The following is a 24,796-nucleotide window of genomic DNA, read 5'->3' as shown; positions in this document are numbered from 1 at the left end:
TCATGCTTTGCTTACCTCAGTCGCTGGCTGAATCACGCGCTCAAGGCCGACGTAGTCGTCAAGCTGCCGCAGGCGCGCACTGAACGCCGGCCATTGGCGCTGACGGTCCAGCGACTCGCGCTGGCGCTCCACTCGCTGTTGCCGCGCTTGCGCAGAGTCCCGCAGTGCTTCCAGCTCTCGGACGAAGCCGGCAATGTCCTCCGGATTCGGGACCAGATCTGATTCGGGAAGGAAATCGACAATACCGCCCACCGCTGGCGCGCAGATCGGCAGGCGGGCCGCCGCGACGTCGAACAGAATGGTAGGGGTGCCCTCCCACGCGGTGGTATGCAGGTAGGCGAAGTGCTGCGAAGTAACGACTTCTTCGAGGCGCTTGAACTCGCCGTGCAGGGTCACGTTCTGCAGGGACCTCAGCAAGTCCAAGCCCTGGGCTGCTACCCCGGACATCACCGGGGCACCATACACATCGAAATGCACGGAGGGCATCGCCGCCGCGATCGCCGCCAGCAGATCCGGGCGCTTCTGCCTGTCCAGACGGCCAGCCCACAAAACCCTTCCGGCGTCAGGCGCGGATATCGGCGTGATGGGAAGCGTGGGAATGAGGCCGTCATAAGGGAATGGAATCACCGTGAACAGCGACGCAGGTACGCCAAGTTCACGTGACCATATCTGCGGATAACGTGAGTTGTCGCAGATGACCGTGGCAAGGTAGGGGTAGCAGTAGCGCAGATAGTCGCGAGCATAGCCGACTGGATTCATGCGTTCATCATAGTCATCGCAATAGATCGATGCGAGAAGGCGCGAATGCTGCTTAAGTGCCAGACCATGTCGCTGGACCACCTCCCAGCCCACGCGTGAGTTGATGATGTGAATGACCGGCGCACGCAATTGAACGAGTACGCGCACCATCACCGCAACCTGCAGGTTGAACTCCAGCGTCGCGGCAAGCCGGCCGAATTCGACCAACGTTGCTTGGCTTGGCAGGCGCGATGCCCATGGTGAAGGTGAGTCTTCGGTGGCCAGCACCAGGATGCGCGCCGCGGGATCGGCCTCTGCGATTGCCCGCGCGTGGTAGAGAATGCCTCGATCGGCCCCACCAGTCTTTAACCACGGCACGAGCAGGGCATGAGTGTAGGCCTGCGCACCGATCTGGTCGGACAGCGCTGAATACAGATCGCCCGGCCGGACATCCATCGGTACCGTGTAGAAGGCGTAGCGATTCAGATCGGTTCCGGGTGGCAGCAATTCCGGCTCCATCGCGGCAAGCTTGAGCATTTCTTCCTGGAGCCACAGCGGCATGGGAGGTACGCCGTCCTGCGCGGGGGCGGCGGCTTGCGGAGCAACCGGATCCGGTCCGAACAGCAATCTGTAGGCGCGGCGGGCCCAGTTTGCCAAGCGGCGCGTGTATCGGTTACGCACCCAACGATTATGCGTCCAGCGCTCAAGCATGTCCCTGCCCCTTGTCGGAGCGACGGCCCAGTGCGAACAGGGAGGTGCGGGGAATGACCGTCTTCATTGTGTGACTGGCCTCATTGAGTGAGCCGTACCACTTGCGTCGATAAAAGTAAGCCGTCCCCCAAGCCAGACGATGCATCACTCCACGCGCAATGGTTTCAGAGTTCCAGTACCAGTCCTCGTAGCCGAATCCAGTTTGTTTTGGATAACACGCCACGTAGGGAATGGCCTCGTAGAGCTCACGCGTCGAGAACGATGCACTGATCCATGGATTCACTGCCAGCAGTGCACGTTCGTCGTAGTAACCGCCGGCCTGATCGACCTGCCAGTTGTAGGCGCTGTACATACCGAAGCTCAGCACCATTTCCGGGTGCAGGATGAATCGTCCCTCCAGTTGCCCTGCTTCCTTTAGATGCTTGAGGAAGTAACCGGTTGAAATCAGATCATCGCCGTCCAAGGTACAGATGTACTTGCCCCGGCAAGCGGCAACGCCAGCATTGCGGGCAAGTGCGAGGTCGCCGACCTGGGTTTCGACCACTGTCTCCGAGCCATCAAGGTCGGGATGGTTCAATACAAACGCGCGCGTCTGCTCGTCGGCACGATCAAGTACGAGCACCAACTGGACTTCGATGCCTTCCCCGCGGGCGATGTTTCGCGAAAGTGCATAGGACCGCAGCGACGTATGCGCCAGGATACCCTCACCGTGGAAGGTCACGATGGCACTTAGTACCGGCAGGCTCATGCCCTGCTCCCGCGGCATGACGCGGCTGCATCCTGTCGCTTGCTCTTCGCATTCATTCTGCGCCACCAATTCTCATGGAATACTGACATTATCTGGACCGCGATGGGCGGACAGCCAAGGATGATACGGATGTTCCAGCGGTCCGTATGAACGACTGAACACAGCCGGACGATGTCGGTCACGCCCTGCTTGCCGCTACGTAATACCGGCCCAGGAGCCGCAGCAGGTATCCCTCACCCAGCGGCACGCCGCAGGCCGCTGCCGCACGCTCGCAGTCGCATGTGTCGATGGGGAAGGCCACCCCCTGTTCAAGCACCCGGTAATTGCCCTGGCGCTCAAGCACCGACTCCATCGCGCGGACGATCTCGAGCATGTTGGTTGAACGAACGTCGGCAAGAGGCATCATCCGCGGGTAGTCATCAGGATGACGCAGTACGTGCGTACCCAGCGTTGCAACATCCCGGATGTCGATCAGATTGCGCTCGGCCCGTGCCCACACATCGAACGGCTCGCCCGATTCAATCCGGGCACGCAGGAAGTTGGTAAGGGTGTGCGGGTTGCCGCCCTCGCCCACGACCTGCGGCAGGCGGAAAACACGCCCGCGCGGATCGGCGAGCACGCGCGCCTCCATGCGTGCCTTGTGCTGAAGGTAGGGCGTCTGTCGCTCAGCCGGATTACCAACGGCGCAGCTGCCAAAATAGACGATCCGCTGGATCGACGGCATCCCTTTTATCTCGTCCAGCAATCGTTCCTCGCGCGCGAACGCTGCAGACTCGGTCTCACTCGAGTCTGATACGCCTGCAGCAACGATCACCGTTTCCGGGTCGTCCTGCCAATCCGGAGCAAACGCTGTGGCGACCAGTCCCCTTCCGATAATCACGTTGCGTTTCCTTGGTGTTGGTTGGGAACAATCCCATCGGGTCCACTCAGATAGTATTCAACGGCCTTCACCGCGGCGGTGAACGCCTGCCAGTCCCTTCCCTTCAGAGCGTGGTACTGGTTGCGCCGGCGCGCTTCGCGCAACTCGGGGTCGGCCAACAGTTGGCGCAGCCGCTCTGTGAAGGCGTCCACGTTCTCAGGGTCCTGCACCAGCCAATCGGGATCGATCAAGTCTGGAATGCCGCCGACCGCTGGTGCCACGATCGGAACACCCGCGGCCGACGCATCCAGAAGCAAGGTCGGCAGACCCTCCCATGCGGTGGTAAACAGCAGCGCCACATGGGCGTCGGACACAATGTCCTCAAAGTTCGAGAAGGCCGGCCGGAATGTCACGTTGGGCAGGCTGCGGAGTTGCCCTACTGCCGGATGAGGGCTCCCGACATCCATGACGCCATGAACGTCGAATGCCACATTGGGCAACCGACGTGCAACCGCAAGCAGGATGTCCGGTCGCTTCTGGCCATCAAAGCGGCCGGCCCATAGCACTCGTCCCGACTCTGACAGCACGAACGGTCCGCGCTTTTCATCGATGTAGCGCTCGTAGGGGAACTTCACCACCTCGAAGAGATGGCGATCAACGCCGAGGTCCCGCGCCCAGATTTCGGGATAGACGGTGTTGTCGCAGAAGACGCGTGTCAGATGTGCGTGGCAGCTCCGCAGGTAGCGCCTGGCGTGTCCCACAGGCACGCCGTTGGGATCATGGTCGTCGCAGAACAATGACGCGAACAGACGAGAATGCTGGCGCAAGGCCAACCCGAAGCCTTCAATCGCCTCCCATCCAACAGGCGAGTTGATGTTGTGAACGACCGCTGGCTGCATCTGGATCAGAAGGCGGGTCAACAGCCTGACCTTATCTTCTGACGCGAGCTCCGCGGCAATCTCACCAAACCGGGCGATGCGCACACCTGCCGGCACCCTGTCCAGCCAAGTGGATTGCGCCGGCTCGGTCAGCAACAGCACAACGCGTTCAGCAGACACTGCCTCTACCCACGCCCGCAGATGCAGCAGGGCGCCGCGGTCCGCCCCACCGCGTACCAGCCAGGGCACGATCATCACATGACTACAAGGGGCGAGGCCAACGGCTTCGACCACGCGGCGGTACACCTCGCCCGGCTTCACCAGAAAAGGCACCCTGTAGTAGGCGAAGCGATCCGGCGTGCCGTGGTCACCAAGCAAATCAGGCTCGAGCATCGCCTGTGCCAGCATTTCCTCACGCAACCAGAGCGGGAGTGCCGGATCAGCTCCCTGCGCGGCTGTCCGCGCAGCACGCTGAAGCCGTCGCCCCATCCAGTCCAGCACGCGGCTGAGCTCGCTGCGCGGATTACGCACCAGTTCGCGCAGACTGAGTTTTCTTGCCAGGCGTAAGACGCGCGCGATCATGCTTTACCCCAGGTTCCGAACAAGCGGGTCGGTGGTACGACCGCGCGCAGCGCTGCGGAATTCTGGTTCATCGAACCGGATGATTTGACCCGATAGAAATAGGCGGTTTCAGGCACGACGCGGTGTTCGAGCCCAGCCGAGAGAGTCTGACAGGCCCAATGCCAGTCCTCGAATCCATATCCGGTCAGGCGCGGGAAACAGGCCACATACGGAATCCGCTGAAGCACCTCGCGTCGCGCGAAGATCGCACTGATCCACGGATTGACCACCATCAACAAGTCGTTGGAGAACGGCATGGTGACCGGATTGAGCTGGTGGCTGTAATGCTCGGTGCCACCGAAACTGACGACCAGCTCGGCGTGCAGGATCGTGGAGTCTGGCACGCTACGCGCGTACTCGACATGCCGCTGGAAATAATCGCGGCTGATCAGGTCGTCGCCATCGAGTGTGCAGACATAGGTGCCCGACGAGTGGCTGACACCAATGTTGCGGGCCAACCCGCAATCACCTGCCGATGTATCCAGGATCAGCTCATCGCCGGCAAGGTCGGGATGGTTGCGGACTACTTCGGCAGTCTCGTGATCTGCGTTGTCGAGCAGGAGCAGCATCTGCACGTCAATGCCCCGTTCGCGGGCACGATTACGCGCAAGCAGATAGCTCCTCAACGTCGCGTGAGCCAGCAGGCCTTCGCGGTGGAACGTCACGATCGCGGTGAGGTCGGTGTTCATGCCCGCTTTCTGCCTCCCAACAACACGACAAGGACGTGCAGCGCAGACCGAACAGCCGATTTCCATGGAATCCGATTCAATGCGTCGGAAAGCCGGAACAGTTCTTCCGCGATCGATTCACCAGGCAAACGCGGCTGCGGAACGCGGTCCATGATGCCAGAGGTGGCCGAGGTGAGTTCCTGCGCTGCATCAAGCAAGCGCGCATGTTCGCCTGCGAGGCGAGCGTGTTCGTCCGCAAGGCGCGCGTACTGCGCCCGTTGATGCTCCAGTCGGACGCGCAGACCCGCCTTGTCTGTCTCCGCATGCTGATGCGCTAGACGAAACGCCGCTGCGGAACCCGCGTTGTCCCTTGCCAATGCCGCATTTTCCGCCTGCAACGTTTGAAGGCTCGCTGAGCTGCGGTCAAGCTCCGCGTTCAAGTGATGATACTGCCCGTCCAACCAGTCCTTGGCGTCCTGGAGTTGTTCCTGCCAGGCGAGAAGACGTTGCTGTTCGCCAAGTGTCCGCGACAGCATGGCGTGAACGGACTGGTTGCCCCACTGCCAGGCCAGACCAGGCCGAAGCGGCACTTCCGCCGTTACCCTGAGTGCAGAGGCAAGGCGTCCGGCCTCGTCCATGACAGCGGCAAACTCGGGCATGCCGAAGGTTTCGGGAAATTCGATGTCGCCTACTACCTCGGTCCAGTCGGCATGCGAAGCCAGCCGTCTTGCCTCTCTGAGTCCCTGCAGCCAGGCTTGGCGCGCCGCCGGGAGGTCACCACGCCCGAACAGAATCCAGCCGAGGCGCACGGCGGCTGCGGTGGTTTTTGTACCCAACAACGGGCTGAAGGCAAGTACATCGAATGCGAGCACCTGGGCGTAAAGATCCGCGGCCCGCCCCAGATTACCCGCCGCGTGGTGCAGGGCTGCAGTGGCATAAGTCAACGAAACCTGCCAGCGTAGGACGGTCGGATTGCTGGCCGTCAGCTCAACGTAACGCTGAGCCGCTTCAAGCAACGCGGCGCGGCGCTCACCCTCCAGTGCTGCCGGGTCGTACAACAGGACGCACAGGGCGGCGCCGTGGTCAGCAGAGTCGATCGGCGACGTGGCAAGGAGTTGTTCGGCCAGATGGCGTCGCAACGGGGCCGATTCCAGCCTCAAACCCATTGCGACAATCAGCCTGACCACGCTCGCATCGAGGTAGTCGCGCTGGAACGCGATGATGTTGGGGACGTGAAGTTCCGGATTGCGGGGAACGCCATCGCCACCGGTTTTCACCGCCATGAGCACCAGTGCATCGGCCTGCGCCTTAGCGTCAGGGTCTATCCGTAGACGTCCGGCGCCGTCACGCGAGGCTTCGATGAACTGACCTGCACCGACCGGACGTGAAAGGCTCTGCCACCAGGCCCGATCAACCACCAATCCCAGCGGTTCAAGCGCAAGCAGAAGATCGCGCTCGTCAACATTACGCCCGTCTGTCAGCGGTAAAGCGACAACCAGTCGACCGCTACGCACCAGCGCGGCGGTCGCAATCTCCAGCTCCCGCACCCAGTCCGTGCCATCGTGGCCTATCCGGGTGACCAGCACATCCGCCGAAGGCTCATCCGGCCGCCAAGCACCAGGAGCCCGCCAGATGATTCCGGCCTCTAGAGCCGCAGGGGCCGGCGCGTTGCTCAAAACCTGCAGAGAGCGACAGCGGGTCTGCTGCTGCAGAATCCGCCACAGACCGAGATCTGCAGCGTCAGCCGCCACCACCGCGTCGCCTGGCCGCACGAGCGCGGCTGCCAGGCCGTGATACCCCGCACGCAACATGCCCTGCGGGTCAGGCACAGAGACACCGGCACGCGCAAGCAGCTGGATACGGATTCCATCCCGGCTGGCCGGCAACACGAACGTGGCGGGATGCTGCTGCCAGTTCGCAGCAGCTGCCTGCTCACTGATTGCATGAGCCTCGTCCGCTGGTGTCGACGCTGCGACCAGAACCAGAACATTGGCACCAAGCTCAAACAACGATCGGCATTGCGAACACGACTCCGCCCAAGCGATGACCGTCCCGGTGGCAGCGATGTCGGCAGGAATTTCTTCATGCACGACTACATCACAGCCCGCCGCTCGGAGCGGACCGAGTAGAGGCGCCAACGCCGCCCCCACGAGCAAGACCTGGGTCGGACCCAGTGCCTGGAGGCAGTAGCCGGCAACCTCGTCAGCCTGCAACAAGGATAGTTTGGGCGATGCAGCGTTCGAATCAGGGGCGGTCATCACTACTTCACACAGAATCATCAGGAGCCGGTTGGCGGGCCTGATTCAACCGTTGGATCTCTGCGTTCAGCGCGTGATACTGCCCGTCCAGCCAATGGCGGGCCAGTTCCAACTCTGCCGTATGACTCTCCAGCTCGCTGATGCGTTGCATGTGCTCGTGGTACTTGCCGTCCAGCCATGCCTTCGCATCGATCAGCTGACGTACCTCGCGCGCGCCCATGTTGATCTGCTCGGCACCATCAGCAGGTCCAGACACGACCGCGCGATCCTCGCCGTCGCCCAGCATCGTATCGCCTGCGCCCAGCAGGTCGGATAGCACGCTGGCATGTTGGCGCAGCACCAGGTAGGCATGACCAGGCCGGTCACCTCGGCTTCCATCACACTGAGTAGCGGCCAGATGAAGCAATCCCGCTGCCGCCGCCTCCGACCCGGCACACGATAGCGCCTGACGGGCGGCAGCCTGCACGCGTTGCCAGCGCTGCTGGGCACCGTCGCGCTGGCCCTGCAGCATCAGGATGACAGCAGCAAGCGCCTGCTTTCGCGCATCGCGCAGGGAGTCCGATCCATCCAAGTCGGCATCGAGCTGTGCCAGGGCCGCTTCAGGGTGGCCGTCGGCCAGCAATGTCCTGGCCTGCGCAAGCGGATCCTTTGAGGGCTGGTCGGCGGCGCTGGCCTTTCGCGCCAGCACCAGCAGCCACTCGCCGTCGCCGGTCGGCCCCACTGCCGGATCAATCTCCAGCATGGAGCGCGCCGAAAGATGCCGCTTCTGGCCACCGCCTGCATCCTGCAGCCAGGCTTTCTCGATTACAAATCCGTTGCGTTGAAACTGGGCGATCAGACGCGGCCAATCGTAGACATGGAAATGGAACGGATTGGGGTCTTCGCCGGTTTCGTCCGACCAGTCGTTGGGAACGCTTGCGTAGACTCGTCCGTGTGGCGACAGCACGCGGTGCAGTTCGGCCAGCAGGCGGTCGGGTTCGGGAAGATGTTCCAACGTCTCAACAGACACGGCGAAATCAGCTGATGCGTCGGCCATGCCTGACAGGTTCTGCGCATCACCGACGACGAACGTCATCGGCGTCGGTGACACCGGCGCAAAATTCAGATTGGCATACTCCACCGCGTAGTCGCTGGCATCGAGACCCGTAAACGAGGCAGCGTCGCTGTTGTGGGCCAACTGATAGGAACCGTAGCCAAGGCCGCAGGCCACGTCGATGACACGATCACCCGGTCTGATGAACTGGGCCGCCTGTGCGTAGCGGGTCATGTGGGCATCCGATCGCCGGCCCGGCTCGCGCGTCATATCGGTGTGCAGGTCGCGTTCTTCCTCAAGCGCTTTCAGCGGATACACAGCCAGTGCCGGTGCCGGAACACGCTCGAACGACACCATCAACAGTCCGGTAACGCGGTCGAGTTCGCCGTAAGGCGCGACGCGCTCGTTGAGCGGGTGCTTGCGCCACTCCGCCTTGATGAGCGCGTGCTCCCAGGTCGCGCGATCAATCTGGGCAGCTGCGTCACCCAGCACTACCAGACAAACCGGTCCGGCAACGCCTGTGAGCAACCGTTGCACCTCCGTAGCCGGGGAAGCGCTTGCGTGCGCCATCACAAGCACAGTGGCGGCTGCGGCGCTGCCGTCGCCGTCCGTAGTGACGTTGACTCCCGCCCGCCGCAGTGCGCGTGCGAGAGCCGGCACTTCATCCCCCAGCAGCGACACGGGCCGTGACGGCAGCCAGTTGAGCAGACGGGCGACTGTCACGCGCAGGATTGCGGGCGTCATCGCCGCTTGACGCAGGGGGGTGTTCGTTTCCATCACAGGCGCCTCGATCATTGTGCACCCACAACTTCCGCATGCATGCGGAGGTCGCAGACGCCGCCAAAGGTGTATTCCTTCTGACGCATTCCAACTTGGAAGAAAGCAGCTTCGTCGCGCCAATGCAGCATGCGTTGTGCTCCACCAAAGCGCTCAAGCTCTTCCGACACTGAGACCTGCACTTCGTAGAAGTTCACGCCCAGCGAGCAATCGAACTCAAAGCGCACGGTAAACGGCGTATCGGCCCGGAAGGTGGTGCCCCAAACCCCCGGATCCTGCCGACCTTCCTCCGTCCACAGGCGCACGTCTTGGTTGAGTGTTCCCCACGAGTAGAGCTTGACGCCTTCCTTGTTGCGCAAGCGGACATTCACATTGAGCTTGTCCATGTCACGCACCGGGCGTGCGGTCACCTCGATGACCAGCCTCTCGCGCGGCAGGAAGTAGGCGCATTCTTCGCCCTGACCATCCAGCACCCGAACCCGCTCGACCACGCAATCGTAGTCACCGAAAGAAAGCTTGTCGCTGCGCGCCCCCAGAACGGGGGATCCTTCATGCGGCCCTCCCTCGACAGGCGCATCAGCAGCGGCCTGCGCCTCCACGATCTTCTGCGCGTGCTGCAGATGCTGCGCACTGATGGACGCATAGTAATCACGCTCGTCCTCGTGCAACTGCTTGCGATACTCCAGCACGACGTCGGAAGACGGACCAGCGGCGCGCGCGACGCCGTCTCGCAGAAGAATCGCATGATCGGTCAGAGTACGAATGGACTCCTGGTCGTGCGACACCAGCAGTAGCGTGCAGCCATTGGCTCGCAGGGCTTCCATCTGCTGGAAGCAGCGCTTCTGGAACAGTGCGTCACCGACCGCCAGAGCCTCATCGACAATGAGAATGTCCGGCTCGACCTGCGTCTGCACGGCAAAGGCCAGACGCAACATCATGCCGCTGGAGTAGGTCCGCACGGGCTGGTCGATGAAGTCTCCGATGTCGGCAAACGCCGCAATGGCATCGAAACGCTGTAGCACCTCGCGCTCGGTCAGGCCCAGGATCATGCCGTTCAGCAGCACATTTTCGCGCCCGGTGAAATCTGGATTGAAACCGCTACCGAGCTCCAGAAGGGCAGCAATGCGTCCGTTGACCTGTGCCCGGCCGGTCGTCGGCGCGAGTGTTCCGGCAATGATCTGCAGCAGGGTCGACTTGCCGGAACCGTTACGCCCGATGATGCCCACGGCGTCACCCCGCTTCACCCTCAGGCTGACATCGCGCAGGGCCCAGAATTCACGTCCGCGCTGCCGCGACGACCATTCGCCCGCGCCAGGCACGATCCGCCCCAACCTGGGCAGCAACATCTGCAGCAACCGATCAGATGGCTTCTCGAAAATGTTGAAGACTTTGCTGACATTTTCGATATCAATGACGAGATCATCAGACGACATCGGCGAAGGCCCTCCGAGTACGCTGGAACCACCAGTATCCAAAGAACAGGATGGCCAGCGACCAGCCCAGGGCCCATGCGTAGCGCCCCCAGTCCGGCAAGGTACCGCTGACGATGAGCGCGCGGATCTGCTCCACGTACACCGCAAGAGGGCTCAGCCGCATCCAGGTGCCGATCTTCTCCGGGAAAATGATCGACGGGTACAGCACTGGCGTAAGGTACTGGAGCACACGAGCCAGCAGACCTGCAATCTGGTCCACGTCGCGGAAGAACACTCCCAGCGAAGCAAACAGATAGGACACTCCGAGGGTCAGAGCCAGCAGCGGCAGCACGAGCAGCGGCAACAGCACAATCTGCCAGTGCAGGCCAAAACTACTGAAGATCAGGAACCCGACCAATGCAACACTGGCGACGCCCGCATTGTAAAGCGAGGACAGAACGACCACGGGAGGCAGGACTTCCAGTGGGAATACCACCTTCTTTACCAGATTCGGATTGCTGAGCACCGCACTAGGTGCACGCGTCAACGACTCGGCAAAGAAGTTGTAGACGATCAGTCCGATGAACAGCAGAACGGCATAGTCCACCCTGCTGTGCGTTTCGATGCCTTTCCATTTCGCACTGAAGATGGTGGCAAAGATGATCGTGTAAATGGCCAGCATGATCAGGGGCACAAGCACGCCCCACAGCGCACCCAGCAGTGAATCCTTGTACTTCTTCTTGATGTCGCGCCCGGTCAGGCTGAGCATCAACTCGACGCGCTGCCCCATCATGCCCCGGCGGCCTCCAGCGCCCTTTCCAGATCCACCTGCAGATCCCCCAGCTCCTCAACACCCACGCTCAGCCGCACCAGCGCATCGCTGATCCCCAGCTGCTCCCGGCGCGCGACCGGGATCGAGGCATGCGTCATCACCGCCGGATGGTTGACCAGGCTTTCCACGCCGCCCAGCGACTCGGCCAGGGTGAACAGTTCGGTCTTCTCGCAGAAGCGCTTGGCGGCTTCGAAACCGCCCTTCAGCACGATCGAGACGATGCCGCCGTAGCCCGCCATCTGCTTGCCGGCCAGCTCATGCTGCGGGTGCGAGGGCAGGCCCGGGTAGATCACTTTCTCCACCGCTGGATGCTTGTCCAACCACTGCGCCAGCGCCATCGCATTGGCACAATGCGCCTTCATGCGCAGCGGCAGGGTCTTCAGGCCGCGCAGGGCCAGGAAGCTGTCGAACGGGCCCTGCACGCCACCCACCGAGTTCTGCAGGAACGCCATCTGCTCGGCCAGCGGCGCATTGTCGCCGACCACGACCATGCCACCGACCATGTCCGAGTGGCCATTGAGGTACTTGGTGGCCGAGTGCAGCACAAGATCGGCGCCCAGCAGCAGCGGGCGCTGCAGCATCGGCGAGGCGAAGGTGTTGTCCACCACCACGATCAGGCCATGGCGCTTGGCGATGGCAGCGACCGCGGCGATGTCCACGATCTTCAGCATCGGGTTGGTCGGGGTTTCAATCCAGACCATCTTCGTCTTCGGGGTGATCGAGGCTTCAAAGGCCGCCAGATCGGTCAGGTCGACGAAGCTGAAGTCCAGCCCGGCGGTACGGCGGCGCACGCGCTCGAACAGGCGGAAGCTGCCGCCGTAGATGTCATCCATCGCCACCACGTGGCTGCCGGCGTCCAGCAGCTCGATCACGGTCGAGCTGGCCGCCATGCCCGAGGCGAAGGCGAAGCCGCGGGTACCGCCTTCCAGCGAGGCCACGCAGCGCTCATAGGCGAAGCGGGTCGGGTTGTGGGTACGCGAGTACTCGAAGCCCTGGTGCTCGCCCGGGCTGGACTGGGCATAGGTCGAGGTGGCGTAGATCGGCGGCATCACCGCACCGGTGCTGGGATCGGGCGACTGGCCACCGTGGATGGCCAGCGTGGCCAGGGCCAGCGCGCGGTCGGGCGAAGAGGAGTTGGACATGTCGTTTCCTGAATGGCGCCGACGTGCGGCGCCGTCAAAGGATCGGGAGTCTATCAGCGCAGCCTTAACGAGCTTTGACGCGAATAAACCGGAATTCAGCGGTGAACGGCAGCGATCAGCGGCTTACTGCACGCGACGGCGCAGATAGTTCAGCAGGTCGATGCGGGTGATCAGGCCGAGGAAGGCGTCACCGTCCATCACGATCGCCACCTGCCCGCGGTCGAACACCGGCAGCAGGGCCTCGATCGGCGACTTCACGTCCAACCGGTCCAGCTTGCTGACCATCGCAGTGGCGACGGTATCGCGGAAGCGCGCTTCGTCGCCGTAGACATGCAGCAGCACGTCACTTTCATCGACGATGCCGACCAGCTGGTCGCCGTCCATCACCGGCAGCTGCGACACGTCGTACAGCTTCATGCGCTGGTAGGCGGTGGTCAGCAGGTCGTTCGGGCCGATCACCACCGTGTCGCGCTGGCCGTACGGGCGCAGGATCAGGTCGCGCAGGTCGCCATGCTGCGGGCGCTGCAGGAAGCCGTTGTCCAGCATCCAGTAGTCGTTGTACATCTTCGACAGGTACTTGTTGCCGGTATCGCAGACCAGCACCAGCACCTTCTTCGGCGTGGTCTGCTCCTTGCAGTACTTCAGTGCCGCGGCCAGAAGGGTGCCGGTGGACGAACCGCCGAGGATGCCTTCCTTGCCCAGCAGCTCGCGCGCGGTGTGGAAGCTCTCGGCATCGCTGATGGCGTAAGCCTTCTTGACACGGCTGAAGTCGGAGATCGAGGGCAGGAAGTCCTCGCCGATGCCTTCCACCAGCCAGCTGCCCGACTTGTCGTTGAGCACGCCGTCGTTGATGTACTCGGCCAGGATCGAGCCGACCGGATCGGCCAGCACCAGCTCGGTCTTCGGCGACAGCCTGGCGAACGCACGCGACAGGCCGGTCATGGTGCCGGAGCTGCCGCAGCCGAACACGATGGCGTCGAGGTCGCCGCCCATCTGCTCGAGGATCTCCGGGCCGGTGCCGAACTCATGCGCGGCCGGGTTGTCCGGGTTGCCGAACTGGTTGATGAAATAGGCGCCCGGGGTCTGCTCGGCGATGGTCTTGGCCAGGTCCTGGTAATACTCGGGATGGCCCTTGGCGACGTCCGAACGGGTCAGGCGCACTTCGGCGCCCATCGCCTTCAGGTTGAAAATCTTTTCGCGGCTCATCTTGTCGGGAACGACCAGGATGAGCTTGTAGCCCTTCTGCTGGGCCACCAGTGCCAGGCCCAGGCCGGTATTGCCAGCGGTACCCTCGACCAGGGTCGCCCCCGGCTTCAGGTCACCCCGCTGCTCCGCTGCCTCGATCATCGACAGGCCGATGCGATCCTTGATCGATCCGCCCGGGTTGGCGCTCTCGAGCTTCAGGTAAAGCTCGCAGACGCCGGTGTCCAGGCGCTGGGCCTTGACGATCGGGGTCTGGCCGATGAGTTCGAGGACGGAAGAATGGATGGGCATTCGGAGGACTTTCGATTCGCGCCACGCAGGGCCGGACCGATGATTATCCGACGGATGGCGCTGAATGTCAGGTCGGCGCGGAGATGCCGCCGGCCGGCCCCGTAGAGGGATGCGGACGGCCCCGGATCGACGAGGAGACCGGTACCGCCCGCATCGGTGAGTGGTGCCTGCAGGCCAAGGCACCACCGCCTGTGGTGCCTTGGCGCGGCCGCCTCATCGGCGGTGCCGCGATGCCGGGGCAGGAGCGCCCGGCGGGGCCATCGATGGCCGGGTCACGCCATTCCGGGCGTGACGAAGTGCGTCAAAGCGTGGGGGACGTCGTTGGGAGCGGTGTTTCGTACATTCGCAGAAGACGTTGCTTGGCCAGCAGCTTCTCACGCTTCATGCGACCCAGGGTGACATCATCGATCGGGAGTACACCCAACTCCGCGTCCATGCACTTCTTGTTCAACTTGCGGTGCTGGTCATGGAGTGCCCTGAACTCCGGATCACGCGCGCGACGGGCGTCGATCTCGCTCTGGGGCTGATCTTCAAACATGATGGACCTCCTTCGACAGATACACGAACGCCCCGGCCGCAAGGCACGGGGCGTTGTTCATGGAGGAGTGCCGGTCGATGGCCACCTGGACGCCTGCAACGACCTGCGGCACTGGCCTGCGCACGTCGATCTGCTGCGGTTCGCGCCCTGCTTGCATCGGCCCGGCCCTCCCATCGTCCGGTCCGCGGCATTGCGTCCCGGACGATTGACCCTACGCCTGCTCAGGGCGGGGTACAAGACCCCTGCGACAAAAAGACCGAACCCCGCCGGGGCGGGGTTCAGGCTGAATGCTCATTGCAACGAAAAACAAACGATATCAATGCATTACGGCGCGATGATGACCTCGGCCGAGCGCGCCCGGGTGGACGCAGCCTTCTTGCCACTGACCTGGATCCGGTTGCTGGCGACACCACCCGCGACCAGGGCGTCGCGCAGCGCTTCGGCACGCTTCTGGCCCACGCCGTTGGCACTGTCGTAGGCCTCGATGCGCAGGCGCCCCTTCTTGCCGATGTTCAAGTACTCGGCGAGCGCTTTGGCCTGGTTACGGGCGCCGCCAGACAGGCTGGACGCACCTGCAGCGAACGCGTCGCCCCCGAAGGTGAAGACCTCACCGCGCGCATCGAACCTCGAACCCGGCAGCTTCTGCCCAGACACCAGCTCGGCCTCCTCACGGGCCAGCCTGGCGGCGTTCTGCTGGGCAGCGCTCAGACGCTGCTGCTGCTTGCCGGCCACGCTGGTCAGGGCGTTCTCGGCGTCCTGGCGGGCAAGGGTCTCGGCCTCGGCGGCCTGGCGCAGGCGTTCGGCCTCCTCGGCCTGCATCTGCGCCTGCATGCGCAGCTGCTCGGCTTCCTGGCGGGCACGGGCGGCATCGCGGCGGCTGGCCTCGATCAGCAGGTCGCTGCGGGTACGCTCCAGGCGGTCGACCTCGCGCGCGGCCAGCGCGGTGCGCACGGCGGTCTCGGCAATCTCCACCCGGCGCTCGGCCAGGTACGTGGCCAGCTCCTGGTCGCGGCGCTTGGCCTTGTCCAGGGTGGCGATCGCCTGCTGCGCCTGCATGCGCTCGAAGGCGCCCAGCTCAGCGGTATCGGGGTTGGCCTGGATGGCCATCAGGCGCTGGCTCAGCTGCGCCACCATCGGGTTGTCGGCGGCAGTGGCCAGGGTCGGCAACGCCAGCAGCGCGGCCAGGGTTGCGGCGGTCATCGGCTTCACCGGCGGTCCTCCCCGGTCGACAGCTGGCGCTGCAGCTGGTTGACCTCGTTGCGGCGCAGCTGCAGCTGCGCGGTGACGGTGGCTTCCTCACTGCGGACGCGGGCCAGGTCGGCATCGGCGGCGGCGCGCAGGGCCATCGCCGGGGCGTTCTTGCGCTCGCGGCGGTCGCCGGCGGCGCGCTGGGCCTGCTCCAGCCCCTGCCGGGCCAGCCCGATCAGGTCCGGGGCGTACTGGTCGGCATCGGCCTGGGTGGCCTTGTCGACCGCCTGCCGGGCCTGCGCCAGTTCCAGGGCGGCGTCCTGCGCCCAGGCGGGGGCAGACAGTGCGAATGCAAACGCCATCACATACAGGCCATGGCGCATTCGTGCGAAGCTAAGTCGTTTCATTGGGGAGGCCGTACCGGTTGTCGGTTCACGGCCATTGTCGTCAAGCCGACACCGTGCTGGCAACGGGCGTCGGCCGTTTCGTTGGGGAAAATTCGCAATGGATATCGGCTACTTCCTGAAGCTGATGACCGAAAAGAACGCTTCGGACATGTTTCTGACCACCGGGGCACCGGTCTACATCAAGATCGAGGGGAAGCTCTATCCGCTGGGCAACACCGGCCTGCCGCCGGGCATGGTCAAGAAGATCGCCTACTCGCTGATGGATGAGGGCCAGGTGCCGCAGTTCGAGCGCGAGCTCGAGCTCAACATGGCCATCGCCCTGCCCGATGCCGGGCGCTTCCGCGTCAACGTGTTCAAGCAGCGGGGCGAGGTCGGCATGGTCATCCGCGCCATCCGCAGCCGCATCCCGAGCATCGAGGAGCTGAACCTGCCGCAGGTGCTGAAGGACGTCATCATGACCCCGCGCGGGCTGGTGCTGGTGGTGGGGTCCACCGGCTCCGGCAAGTCGACCTCGCTGGCGTCGATGATCGACCACCGCAACAGCACCACCACCGGTCACATCCTCACCATCGAGGATCCGATCGAGTACCTGCACAAGCACAAGATGTCGATCGTCAACCAGCGCGAGGTCGGCCTGGACACCCATGCCTTCCACAACGCGCTGAAGAACGCGATGCGTGAAGCGCCGGACGTGATCCTGATCGGCGAGATCCTGGATGCGGAGACGATGGAGGCGGCGATCGCCTTCGCCGAGACCGGCCACCTGTGCCTGGCCACCCTGCACTCCAACAACGCCGACCAGACCATCGAGCGCATCCTCAACTTCTTCCCGGAAAGCGCGCACAAGAACGTGCTGATGAACCTGGCGCTGAACCTGCGCGCGGTGATCAGCCAGCGCCTGGTGAAGAACAAGGAGGGCCGACGCCTGCCGGCCACCGAGGTGCTGATCAACACGCCGATGATCCGCGACCTGCTGCGTCGCGGCCAGGTGCACGAGATCAAGGCGGCGATGGAAGCCTCGCTGGAGGAAGGCATGGAGAGCTTTGACCAGTGCCTGTTCCGGCTGGCCAAGGCGGGCATCATCGAGCAGGAGGAAGCGCTGCGCGCAGCCGACTCGCGCGATGGCCTGGCCCTGAAGTTCCGCCTTTCCGAGGGCAGCAGCGGCGAGCACGACCCGTACGCCGATTTCTCGGCGGGCGCGCCCAGCATCACCCACGGCTTCTGATCCCACGAAAAAGGGGACGGAGGGGATTAAGTCGTTTGTGCACTTGCGACTTGATCCCCTCCAATCCCCATTTTCTGAAGAGTTCAGGGGCGGTCTCATCCAATGAGACCCCTCATCCGTAGGTTTCCTCAATGGAAACCATCCGCAAGCTGGCCATTCTGGCTGATGCCGCCAAGTACGATGCCTCCTGCGCCTCAAGCGGCTCGGGAAAGCGCGATTCGCGCGCCAGTGGCGGTATCGGCAGCACCGAGGGCATGGGCATCTGCCACAGCTACACGCCCGATGGCCGCTGTGTTTCGTTGCTGAAGATCCTGCTGACCAACTTCTGCATTTACGACTGCGCCTACTGCGTGAACCGGGTCTCCAGCAACGTGCCCCGTGCGCGTTTCAGCGTGGATGAGGTGGTCACGCTCACCCTGGACTTCTACAAGCGCAACTACATCGAGGGCCTGTTCCTGTCCAGCGGCATCATCCGCAATGCGGACTACACCATGGAACAGATGGTGGAAGTAGCCCGGCAACTGCGCGAAGAGCACCGCTACGCCGGCTACATCCACCTCAAGACCATTCCCGAGGCCTCGCCGGACCTGCTGGCCAGCGCCGGGCGCTATGCCGACCGTCTGTCCATCAACGTGGAACTGCCGACCGAAGCCGGCCTGAGCGCCTTGGCGCCGGAGAAGACGGTTCATTCCATCCGTGGCGCGATGGGGGAACTGCGCTGGCGCATCGAGGAAGCCAAGGAAGCTCGCAAGGCCCCCGCAGCGGTGGCACCGACGGCCAGCCGCAGCACGCGGGCGCGCCCTCCCCGTTTCGCACCGGCCGGGCAGAGCACCCAGATGATCGTCGGCGCGGACGGGGCAAACGACCAGCAGATCCTGGCGAGCGCCGACAGCCTGTACGGCAACTACCGCATGCGCCGGGTCTATTACTCCGCGTTCAGCCCGATTCCGGACGCCAGCCGGCAGCTGCCACTGCAGCCGCCACCGCTGCAGCGCGAACATCGCCTTTACCAGGCTGACTGGCTGCTGCGCTTCTACGGCTACGGCGTGGATGAGATTACCGATACCACCCAGGACGGCATGCTCGACCTGGATATCGACCCGAAGATGGCCTGGGCGATCCGCCACCCCGAGCGCTTTCCGGTCGATCTGAACCGGGCACCGAAGGAAATGCTGCTGCGCGTGCCCGGCCTTGGCGTGCGCAACGTCAAGCGCGTGCTGATGGCGCGCCGCCACGGGCGGCTGCGCGTGGCCGACATCGCGCGCCTGAAGGCACCGATGAGCAAGCTGCTGCCGTTCGTGCTGCTGGCCGACCATCACCCGCGCAAAGCACTGGATGATCCGGCGGCGCTGCGCGCGCAGCTGGCCCCGCCGCCGCGCCAGGGTTCGCTGTTCGATGCCCCGTCCGCGGCCTGACGCGCAGCGCTGGTCGCTGCGGGTGGATCCGCCATGGTCGCTGGATGCCTGGCGCAGCGGTGCGCGCGAAGCCCTGCTGCGCGGCGTCGCGCCGGAGCAGCTGGACTGGCTCGAGGGTAGCGACGCATCACTGCTGGACGCGCCAGCGGTTACCTCGGCGCCCGCACAGGCCGATGCTGGCGCACCGACGGTACCGCGCGACTTCCTGGAGCTGGCGGCCACCTGCCTGTGCCATCGCGACGGACAGCGCATGGCCCTCCTGTACCGGTTGCTGTGGCGCATCACCCATGGCGAACGCTCGGTGCTGTCAAACCCCGCCGATGCCGACGTACTGCGGGCGATGGCCATGGCACAGGCGGTCCGCCGCGACACGCACAAGATGAAGGCATTCGTGCGCTTCCGCGAAGTGCCTGGCCAGCCTGATGCGTTCATCGCCTGGTTCGAGCCACAGCACCACATCGTCGACCGGGTCGCGCCGTTCTTTGCGCGCCGCTTCACCGGCATGCGCTGGGCGATCCTGACCCCTTCGCGCAGCGTCGCCTGGGATGGGCAGGCGCTTGCGTTCGGCCCCGGTGCACGGCGCGAGGATGCCCCGGCCGAGGATGCACGCGAGTCGCTGTGGCAGACCTACTACGCCAGCATCTTCAATCCGGCCCGGCTCAACACGCGGATGATGATGCAGGAAATGCCGGCCAAGTACTGGCGCCACCTGCCTGAAGCACAGTTGCTGCCACGCCTGGTGCGCGATGCGGCCGACCGCGTGCAGGAGATGCACGACCGGCCGGCGCAGGCGCCGCAACGCAGGATTCGCCCACGTGCGAACGCTGCGGCGCCGTCAACCGATGCCAGCAGTCTGGACAATCTGCGCCGACAGGCCAGCGCCTGCCGCCAGTGCCCGTTGTGGGAGCAGGCCACGCAGACCGTGTTCGGCCAGGGGCCGGCAGGGGCCGAGGTGATGCTGGTCGGAGAACAACCCGGCGACACCGAGGATCTGCGCGGGCAGCCGTTCGCAGGACCCGCCGGCCAGGTGCTGGACCGCGCACTGGCGGAGCTGGGAATCGATCGCGCCCAGCTGTACCTCACCAACGCGGTGAAGCACTTCCACCATGAGCGGCGCGGCAAGGTGCGGCTGCACAAGCGACCGGAAAGCCGCCACATCCAGGCCTGCCGCCCCTGGCTGATGGGCGAGATCGCGCGTGTGCGGCCCAGGGTGATCGTGTGCCTGGGCGCGACAGCGGCAGCTTCAGTGTTCGGTCGTGACTTCGACCTCTCGCGCGACCGCGGACGCTGGCACACCCTCGAAGACGGCACCCGCGGCTACGCCACCGTGCACCCGGCGTGGGTGTTGCGGCAGGCCGACGATGCGCGCCGCGAGGACGCCTACCGGGTGTTCCGCGATGACCTGGCCCGTTTGCGGCAGAAAGGGGACGGAGGGGATTAAGTCGTAAGTGCATATACGACTTAATCCCCTCCGTCCCCTTTTTTCAGGCGGCGTCGAGCTGGTGTTCCGGGCGGGCGCGGTCGAAGGCATCCAGTGCCTGGCAGGCCGCTTCGATGCGGCGCAGGGTCGGGTACGGTGCCAGGTCCAGGCCGAAGCGGTGGGCGTTGTACAGCTGCGGCAACAGGCAGATGTCGGCCAGGCCAGGACGGTCGCCGTGGCAGAAGGTGCCGGTGTCGCGGCTGTTGGCCAGTATCGCTTCCATCGCGTCAAAGCCTTCGGCGATCCAGTGCAGGGTCCACTGCGTGCGGGCGTCGGCAGGCAGCTGCAGGTCGCGTTCCAGGTACTGCATCACCCGCAGGTTGTTGATCGGGTGGATGTCGCAGGCTACCAGCTGGGCCAGCGCCCGCACCCGTGCGCGGCCGGCGGCGTCGGCCGGCAGCAGCGGCACCTGTGGGAAGCGCTCTTCCAGGTACTCGATGATCGCCAGCGACTGGGTCAGCGTGTGCCCATCATGCAGCAGGGTCGGCACCAGCTGCTGCGGATTGAGCGCGCGATAAGCCTCATGGTGCTGCTCGCCACCGTCGCGCACCAGATGCACCGGCCGCGCCTCCCAGGCCAGGCCCTTCAGCTCCAGCCCGATGCGCACGCGGTAGGCGGCGCTGGATCGCCAGTAGGTGTACAGCACGATGCCGTCGTCGACCGGAATCTCCATCGCCGCCTCCATGCTCAGGGCTTGGCCGCCTGTTCGATGCGCTGCTCGATCGCACCGAAGATGCTGTTGCCGGCAGCGTCGAGCATCTCGATGCGGACCACGTCGCCGAAGGACATGAATGGCGTGCTCGGCTTGCCGTCACGCAGGGTCTCGACCACGCGCTGCTCGGCGAAGCATGAGGCACCCTTGCTGGTGTCTTCGTTGGCGATGGTGCCCGAGCCGACGATGGTGCCGGCACCCAGCGGGCGGGTCTTGGCCGCATGCGAAACCAGCTGGGCGAAATTGAACTGCATGTCCACGCCCGCTTCCGGCGCGCCGAACCACTGGCCGTTGATGTGGGTCAGCAGCGGCAGGTGCACCTTGCTGTCCTGCCACGCAGCGCCCAGCTCGTCAGGGGTGACGAACACCGGCGACAGCGCCGAGCGCGGCTTGGACTGCAGGAAGCCGAAGCCCTTGGCCAGCTCGCCCGGGATCAGGTTGCGCAGCGAGACATCGTTGACCAGGCCGACCAGCTGGATGTGGCCGGCGGCCTGTTCCGGGGTGGCCGCCATCGGCACATCGTCGGTGATCACCACGATCTCCGCTTCCAGGTCGATGCCGTAGTCCTCGCTGACCACCCTGACCGCATCGCGCGGGCCGTAGAAACCGGCGCTGGTGGCCTGGTACATCAGCGGGTCGGTGTAGAAGCTCTCCGGCACCTCCGCACCACGGGCGCGGCGCACGCGCTCGACATGCGGCAGGTAGGCGCTGCCATCGACGAACTCATAGGCACGCGGCATCGGCGCTGCCAGTGCCTGCGGATCGAGATCGAACACGCCATCGGCGTCGCCGGCGTTGAGCGATTCGTACAGGGCGTTCAGGCGCGGTGCGATGTGGCTCCAGTCCTCCAGGGCCTGCTGCAGGGTGGCGGCAATGCCGGTGGCGCGCACGCCGTGGCGCAGGTCGCGCGAGACAACGATCAGGGTGCCGTCGCGGCCGCCTTCCTTCAAGGAACCAAGCTTCATGGGTGGGTGTCCGGAGTCGTGGGCAAACAAGTTTCAAGTGTAATCAAATCTGCGGCGGCGCCAAGCTGCAGCGCGGCATCGGCCCACCCTACCGTAGTGGGGGGTTCGGCAGGGCTTGCAGCCCTGCACCTGCTTCAAGCCAAGGCAACAGCCGACGCAACAGCAACAGCGGGCATTCCGTGGGATGGCGAGGCACTGTGGGTTTGCGGGGACGCCGTAAACCCATCCATGGGGGCTTGGTCGCGGCATCCATGCCGCTCACACCCCGCAAACCCACAGTACCCCGCCTTCGACAGTAGGCCGGTGGCCAGTAGATCCACGCCCTGCATGGATGAAATCTGTCAGATATCGAATGAAATTCCGGGGTCAGATCCGTTTTCCTGCGGAAAACGGATCTGACCCCATGCCATTCCGACAGATCGCAGGAAACTGTCGAAGGGGGGGTGGGTCCGGTGGCGGGAGTGTCCGCGGCATGGATGCCGCGGCCAAGCCCCCAGGGACGGGTTTACGGCGTCTCCCGCCACCGGACCCACCCCGCCTACCCACAGGAACCCGGCTTTTGACGCTGCTCTGGCCTTGGCTCCGGCCTCTGCGGGTGCAGGGCGCAGCCCTGCAGAGAACCCCTACCTGAACAGGCCTTTTTGCGTGAAGTCTCAAACATCGTTTAGACTTGCGCGGTCTGCAGCGGCCGTCCGTTTCCCTTCGGGATCGCCGGCGACCAGGGTCCGCCCTCTTCGCCCGCCCCCACTCCGACGCCGTTCGTCACGCATTCCAGCCTGCGCTTCGTGCCGGCTGCACCCAATTCTCGCAGCGCGGTTCACGGGAACGCTCCGAGTCAGCCGATCAGTTTGATCTGCCCCCGTCTGTCCGTTCGGACAGGCGTTTCTTGTACCTGGAGCAATCTCAATGTCTTTTGAATCGCTGGGCCTGGCGCCCTTCCTGCTGCGTGCGCTTGCCGAGCAGGGCTACGAAAACCCGACCCCGATCCAGCAGCAGGCGATCCCGCTGGCGCTGGCCGGTCGCGACCTGCTGGCCGGCGCACAGACCGGTACCGGCAAGACCGCCGCGTTCGGCCTGCCGCTGCTGCAGCACCTGGGCACCGCCTCGCAGGAAGTGCGTGCCGGCCCGCGCAAGCCGCGTGCGCTGATCCTGGCCCCGACCCGCGAACTGGCCACCCAGGTGCATGACAGCCTGCGCGGCTACAGCAAGTACCTGCGCATTCCCAGCGCCTGCATCTACGGCGGCGTCGGCATGGGCAACCAGCTGGACATCCTGCGCCGTGGCGTCGACCTGCTGGTGGCCTGCCCGGGCCGCCTGATCGACCACCTGGAGCGTCGCAGCGTCGACCTGTCCGGCATTGAACTGCTGGTGCTGGACGAAGCCGACCGCATGCTCGACATGGGCTTCCTGCCGTCGATCAAGCGCATCCTGGCCAAGCTGCCGAAGCAGAACCGCCAGACCCTGCTGTTCTCGGCAACCTTCGAGGACAACATCCGCCAGCTGGCGCTGGAGTTCATGCGCAACCCGGAACAGATCCAGGTGACGCCGAAGAACACCGTGGCCGAAACCATCACCCATCGCGTGCATCCGGTCGATGCCGGCCGCAAGCGCGACCTGCTGCTGCACCTGCTGGCGCAGGACAGCCGCGAGCAGACCCTGGTGTTCGCCCGTACCAAGCATGGCAGCGACAAGCTGGCCACGTTCCTGGAAAAGTCGGGCATCAAGACTGCGGCGATCCATGGCAACAAGAGCCAGGGCCAGCGCCTGCGTGCGCTGGGCGACTTCAAGGCCGGCCGCGTGACCGTGCTGGTGGCCACCGACATCGCCGCGCGCGGCATCGACATCAACGAGCTGCCGAAGGTGATCAACTTCGACCTGCCGATGGTGGCCGAGGACTACGTGCACCGCATCGGCCGTACCGGCCGCAACGGCGCGACCGGCCAGGCGATTTCGCTGGTGGCGCAGGATGAAGTGAAGCTGCTGCGCGCGATCGTGCGCCTGCTGGGCCGCGACATGGACATCCGCGATGTGCCGGGCTTCGAGCTGCAGACGCCGATCCGCTGGGGCAATAGTGCGCCGGGCAAGGCCGAGCACGATACCGGCGAGCGCGCACCGCGCAAGAGCCACGCACGCCGTCCGCACGGTGATGCGCCGCGGCATGCGCATGCCGGCCCGAAGAAGGCCGGTGGCGGCCGCCGCGAGGGTGGTGGCAACGGCCAGCAGCGTGCGGGTGCAGGCGCCGGTCAGGGCCAGCGTCGTGGCGGTGGCGGTAATGGTGGCGGCCGTGGCCGCGGCCAGGGAGGCAACGGCGGCGGTCGCGCCGGCTGATCACAGCTGACAGCTGTTGTGCTTCCCGTTGCGCGGGAGGCTATCGAGGGACGGCGCTGACGCGCCGTCCTTTTTTGTTGCTGGCTACCGGGTGATGAAGCACGCGGTGGCGGTACCGAGGGCGGATAGGCATGGGGCAGCGCAGAACACGCTGTAAATACGTCCATGTAAGCTCGATGGCGCCATCCATGGCGCCAACGGTTCTGCGCTGCCCCATGCCCATCCGCTTCAAGCATTGCCTGCGCCTTCTTCTCCCGCCGGGTAGCCGGGAGAAGAAAGATCAAATTCAAATTCAAATTCAAATTCAAAGGCAAAAGCCGAAGTCGCGATTCCTGGCTGTGCTTTTGCTTTTGCCCTTGCTCCCGTC

The 24,796-nt window shown here is 64.5% G+C and carries 20 protein-coding genes; 4 read left to right on the top strand and 16 right to left on the bottom strand.

Translation table 11 applies throughout. The annotated features are described in order from the left end of the window. The 14 genes from ACMGRF_RS00815 to ACMGRF_RS00750 all read right to left on the bottom strand — a co-directional run bounded on the left by ACMGRF_RS00815 (position 1) and on the right by ACMGRF_RS00750 (position 16,280). Positions 1–1,449 carry a glycosyltransferase gene (locus ACMGRF_RS00815; protein WP_111191269.1) on the bottom strand — a complete coding sequence of 483 codons (1,449 nt, stop codon included), beginning with the start codon at positions 1,447–1,449 and terminating at the stop codon, positions 1–3. Further along, complete coding sequence (locus ACMGRF_RS00810; protein WP_167692856.1) at positions 1,442–2,197, bottom strand: glycosyltransferase family A protein; 756 nt, start codon at positions 2,195–2,197, stop codon at positions 1,442–1,444. The genes ACMGRF_RS00815 and ACMGRF_RS00810 overlap by 8 nt, the downstream gene beginning before the upstream one ends. Positions 2,198–2,375: 178 nt before the next feature. After that, positions 2,376–3,077, bottom strand: coding sequence for an NAD-dependent epimerase/dehydratase family protein (locus ACMGRF_RS00805; RefSeq protein WP_414485554.1), 702 nt, complete (start codon positions 3,075–3,077; stop codon positions 2,376–2,378). Next, positions 3,074–4,516: a glycosyltransferase family 4 protein gene (locus ACMGRF_RS00800; protein ID WP_111191272.1), complete on the bottom strand. Its 1,443-nt coding sequence runs from the start codon at positions 4,514–4,516 to the stop codon at positions 3,074–3,076. Before ACMGRF_RS00800 ends, ACMGRF_RS00805 begins: the two co-directional genes overlap by 4 nt. After that, positions 4,513–5,244 carry a glycosyltransferase gene (locus ACMGRF_RS00795; RefSeq protein WP_069139429.1) on the bottom strand — a complete coding sequence of 244 codons (732 nt, stop codon included), beginning with the start codon at positions 5,242–5,244 and terminating at the stop codon, positions 4,513–4,515. Before ACMGRF_RS00795 ends, ACMGRF_RS00800 begins: the two co-directional genes overlap by 4 nt. Then, positions 5,241–7,313 carry a hypothetical protein gene (locus ACMGRF_RS00790; RefSeq protein ID WP_143566343.1) on the bottom strand — a complete coding sequence of 691 codons (2,073 nt, stop codon included), beginning with the start codon at positions 7,311–7,313 and terminating at the stop codon, positions 5,241–5,243. Before ACMGRF_RS00790 ends, ACMGRF_RS00795 begins: the two co-directional genes overlap by 4 nt. Before the next feature lie 175 nt (positions 7,314–7,488). Beyond that, positions 7,489–9,291 carry a methyltransferase domain-containing protein gene (locus ACMGRF_RS00785; RefSeq protein ID WP_414485553.1) on the bottom strand — a complete coding sequence of 601 codons (1,803 nt, stop codon included), beginning with the start codon at positions 9,289–9,291 and terminating at the stop codon, positions 7,489–7,491. Positions 9,292–9,305: 14 nt separating this feature from the next. Then, positions 9,306–10,724, bottom strand: a complete 1,419-nt coding sequence (locus ACMGRF_RS00780; RefSeq protein WP_099486306.1) for an ABC transporter ATP-binding protein — start codon at positions 10,722–10,724, stop codon at positions 9,306–9,308. Beyond that, positions 10,714–11,496, bottom strand: coding sequence for an ABC transporter permease (locus tag ACMGRF_RS00775; protein WP_099486308.1), 783 nt, complete (start codon positions 11,494–11,496; stop codon positions 10,714–10,716). Before ACMGRF_RS00775 ends, ACMGRF_RS00780 begins: the two co-directional genes overlap by 11 nt. After that, the gene (locus tag ACMGRF_RS00770; RefSeq protein ID WP_099486310.1) at positions 11,493–12,677 is read right to left on the bottom strand and encodes a cystathionine gamma-synthase; all 1,185 of its coding nucleotides are present in this window, start codon (positions 12,675–12,677) and stop codon (positions 11,493–11,495) included. Before ACMGRF_RS00770 ends, ACMGRF_RS00775 begins: the two co-directional genes overlap by 4 nt. A 123-nt stretch (positions 12,678–12,800) precedes the next feature. Next, positions 12,801–14,171 carry a pyridoxal-phosphate dependent enzyme gene (locus ACMGRF_RS00765; protein WP_049416902.1) on the bottom strand — a complete coding sequence of 457 codons (1,371 nt, stop codon included), beginning with the start codon at positions 14,169–14,171 and terminating at the stop codon, positions 12,801–12,803. Positions 14,172–14,472: 301 nt separating this feature from the next. Then, entirely contained in the window at positions 14,473–14,709 is a 237-nt protein-coding gene (locus ACMGRF_RS00760; RefSeq protein WP_005407964.1) for a YdcH family protein, read from the bottom strand. Between the two features lie 324 nt (positions 14,710–15,033). Then, the gene (locus ACMGRF_RS00755; protein WP_414485552.1) at positions 15,034–15,918 is read right to left on the bottom strand and encodes a hypothetical protein; all 885 of its coding nucleotides are present in this window, start codon (positions 15,916–15,918) and stop codon (positions 15,034–15,036) included. Then, positions 15,915–16,280 (bottom strand): DUF4398 domain-containing protein, encoded by a 366-nt coding sequence (locus ACMGRF_RS00750; protein ID WP_005415160.1) that lies wholly within the window; start codon positions 16,278–16,280, stop codon positions 15,915–15,917. The genes ACMGRF_RS00755 and ACMGRF_RS00750 overlap by 4 nt, the downstream gene beginning before the upstream one ends. A 121-nt stretch (positions 16,281–16,401) precedes the next feature. Between ACMGRF_RS00750 and ACMGRF_RS00745 the strand changes: the two genes are divergently transcribed. The 3 genes from ACMGRF_RS00745 to ACMGRF_RS00735 all read left to right on the top strand — a co-directional run bounded on the left by ACMGRF_RS00745 (position 16,402) and on the right by ACMGRF_RS00735 (position 20,385). Continuing rightward, positions 16,402–17,529, top strand: coding sequence for a PilT/PilU family type 4a pilus ATPase (locus ACMGRF_RS00745; RefSeq protein ID WP_014035879.1), 1,128 nt, complete (start codon positions 16,402–16,404; stop codon positions 17,527–17,529). Between the two features lie 131 nt (positions 17,530–17,660). Continuing rightward, positions 17,661–18,944 (top strand): putative DNA modification/repair radical SAM protein, encoded by a 1,284-nt coding sequence (locus tag ACMGRF_RS00740; RefSeq protein WP_049414453.1) that lies wholly within the window; start codon positions 17,661–17,663, stop codon positions 18,942–18,944. Beyond that, positions 18,925–20,385 (top strand): UdgX family uracil-DNA binding protein, encoded by a 1,461-nt coding sequence (locus ACMGRF_RS00735; protein ID WP_414485551.1) that lies wholly within the window; start codon positions 18,925–18,927, stop codon positions 20,383–20,385. The genes ACMGRF_RS00740 and ACMGRF_RS00735 overlap by 20 nt, the downstream gene beginning before the upstream one ends. A 43-nt stretch (positions 20,386–20,428) precedes the next feature. On the opposite strand, the gene maiA is transcribed toward ACMGRF_RS00735, so the two are convergent. Then, a complete protein-coding gene (gene maiA, locus ACMGRF_RS00730; protein WP_049414451.1) occupies positions 20,429–21,097 on the bottom strand; it encodes a maleylacetoacetate isomerase in 669 nt (222 codons plus the stop codon). A gap of 14 nt (positions 21,098–21,111) precedes the next feature. After that, complete coding sequence (locus ACMGRF_RS00725) at positions 21,112–22,101, bottom strand: fumarylacetoacetate hydrolase family protein (protein ID WP_099486317.1); 990 nt, start codon at positions 22,099–22,101, stop codon at positions 21,112–21,114. A gap of 906 nt (positions 22,102–23,007) precedes the next feature. Here ACMGRF_RS00725 and ACMGRF_RS00720 point away from each other — a divergent pair. After that, positions 23,008–24,429, top strand: coding sequence for a DEAD/DEAH box helicase (locus ACMGRF_RS00720; RefSeq protein ID WP_049414254.1), 1,422 nt, complete (start codon positions 23,008–23,010; stop codon positions 24,427–24,429). The last annotated feature ends 367 nt before the right edge of the window (positions 24,430–24,796 follow it).

Source organism: Stenotrophomonas sp. EMP41 (genome assembly GCF_047495535.1).
Classification (GTDB): Bacteria; Pseudomonadota; Gammaproteobacteria; order Xanthomonadales; family Xanthomonadaceae; genus Stenotrophomonas; species Stenotrophomonas sepilia.
The sequence above is the reverse complement of the archived record's forward strand: the minus strand, read 5'-3'. Positions and strand labels throughout refer to the sequence as shown.

Excerpts from the sequence above, each read along its gene's own strand:
- ACMGRF_RS00815 (WP_111191269.1), bottom strand. The coding sequence starts at position 1,449 with ATGCTTGAGCGCTGGACGCATAATCGTTGGGTGCGTAACCGATACACG.
- ACMGRF_RS00810 (WP_167692856.1), bottom strand. The coding sequence starts at position 2,197 with ATGAGCCTGCCGGTACTAAGTGCCATCGTGACCTTCCACGGTGAGGGT.
- ACMGRF_RS00800 (WP_111191272.1), bottom strand. The coding sequence starts at position 4,516 with ATGATCGCGCGCGTCTTACGCCTGGCAAGAAAACTCAGTCTGCGCGAA.
- ACMGRF_RS00795 (WP_069139429.1), bottom strand. The coding sequence starts at position 5,244 with ATGAACACCGACCTCACCGCGATCGTGACGTTCCACCGCGAAGGCCTG.
- ACMGRF_RS00785 (WP_414485553.1), bottom strand. The coding sequence starts at position 9,291 with ATGGAAACGAACACCCCCCTGCGTCAAGCGGCGATGACGCCCGCAATC.
- ACMGRF_RS00780 (WP_099486306.1), bottom strand. The coding sequence starts at position 10,724 with ATGTCGTCTGATGATCTCGTCATTGATATCGAAAATGTCAGCAAAGTC.
- ACMGRF_RS00775 (WP_099486308.1), bottom strand. The coding sequence starts at position 11,496 with ATGATGGGGCAGCGCGTCGAGTTGATGCTCAGCCTGACCGGGCGCGAC.
- ACMGRF_RS00770 (WP_099486310.1), bottom strand. The coding sequence starts at position 12,677 with ATGTCCAACTCCTCTTCGCCCGACCGCGCGCTGGCCCTGGCCACGCTG.
- ACMGRF_RS00765 (WP_049416902.1), bottom strand. The coding sequence starts at position 14,171 with ATGCCCATCCATTCTTCCGTCCTCGAACTCATCGGCCAGACCCCGATC.
- ACMGRF_RS00760 (WP_005407964.1), bottom strand. The coding sequence starts at position 14,709 with ATGTTTGAAGATCAGCCCCAGAGCGAGATCGACGCCCGTCGCGCGCGT.
- ACMGRF_RS00750 (WP_005415160.1), bottom strand. The coding sequence starts at position 16,280 with ATGCGCCATGGCCTGTATGTGATGGCGTTTGCATTCGCACTGTCTGCC.
- ACMGRF_RS00745 (WP_014035879.1), top strand. The coding sequence starts at position 16,402 with ATGGATATCGGCTACTTCCTGAAGCTGATGACCGAAAAGAACGCTTCG.
- ACMGRF_RS00740 (WP_049414453.1), top strand. The coding sequence starts at position 17,661 with ATGGAAACCATCCGCAAGCTGGCCATTCTGGCTGATGCCGCCAAGTAC.
- ACMGRF_RS00735 (WP_414485551.1), top strand. The coding sequence starts at position 18,925 with ATGCCCCGTCCGCGGCCTGACGCGCAGCGCTGGTCGCTGCGGGTGGAT.
- maiA (WP_049414451.1), bottom strand. The coding sequence starts at position 21,097 with ATGGAGATTCCGGTCGACGACGGCATCGTGCTGTACACCTACTGGCGA.
- ACMGRF_RS00725 (WP_099486317.1), bottom strand. The coding sequence starts at position 22,101 with ATGAAGCTTGGTTCCTTGAAGGAAGGCGGCCGCGACGGCACCCTGATC.
- ACMGRF_RS00720 (WP_049414254.1), top strand. The coding sequence starts at position 23,008 with ATGTCTTTTGAATCGCTGGGCCTGGCGCCCTTCCTGCTGCGTGCGCTT.